General features: G+C 52.5%; 1 protein-coding gene. It reads right to left on the bottom strand.

The window, feature by feature from the left end; translation table 11 throughout:
* On the bottom strand, nt 1-813 hold an 813-nt coding region (locus tag ACTHUM_RS15770), incomplete at its 3' end, for a phosphate acyltransferase (protein ID WP_440403389.1).
* Nucleotides 814-849 lie beyond the last annotated feature (36 nt).

Genomic DNA, 849 nt, shown 5'->3' with positions numbered 1-849 from the left:
TGCATCTTCAGGAGTCAGGCCTTTGGATTTGCGCAATTCGCACATTGGCTCGACGTATTGCTCAACCAAAGAAGCAGGATCGATGATTTCCAAAGAATCAGGCAGGGAGATGCCACGCTCTTTAGCTACGGCTTCAACTTCTTCGCGGGTAGCCAACAGTACGCAACGGGCGATGCCTTTTTCGTGGCAGATGGCGGCAGCGGCGACGGTGCGCGGTTCTGCGCCTTCAGGCAGAACGATGCGCATATCGGCTTTGCGGGCAAAATCGATCAGGTTGTAACGGAATTGGGCTGGAGACAGGCGTTTGGCTTCGCGTTTGGCCAAAGCGGATACGTCTTGCAGTTTGTCGCTGGAGCCGAAGAAAGTCAGGCCGGTTTGCTCGCCGACTTGTGCGCCTAAAGCAGCGGCTGCACCGTCAATGATGAAACCTTCCAATAAGCCTGGAGAGTTGGTATAGAGCTGTTTGGCAAGATTCAATTGTTGGGTGACGGCAGCGGCATCAGTGTTGTCGGATTTCAGCGCCAATACAACGCCTGCATCCAAAGACAGCGCCAATTCGACGTTTTTGCCTGCCAAGAACAATTTTTCTGCATCAGGAGTGATGCCTTCGATAACGAGGTTATCTACATTCAATGCTGCAACTTTACCGACAAGCGCGTCAAACCAGTCGTCGCTCTTGCCTTGAGCCAACAGGGTTTCTGTAGTGGAGTCAACGGCTTGGAAAACTTGCGCATTCAATGCTGCTGCAAATGCTTTTGCCGCTGCATCGGCGCTCAGGCCGGCAGATACCGGTGCGATCAGGATTTTTGCCATTTTGTGTCCTCTCTTTCGGTGATTGTAGAAGGGTGT

The sequence above is a fragment of the Neisseria sp. P0021.S006 genome (assembly GCF_051956895.1).
The sequence above is the reverse complement of the archived record's forward strand: the minus strand, read 5'-3'. Positions and strand labels throughout refer to the sequence as shown.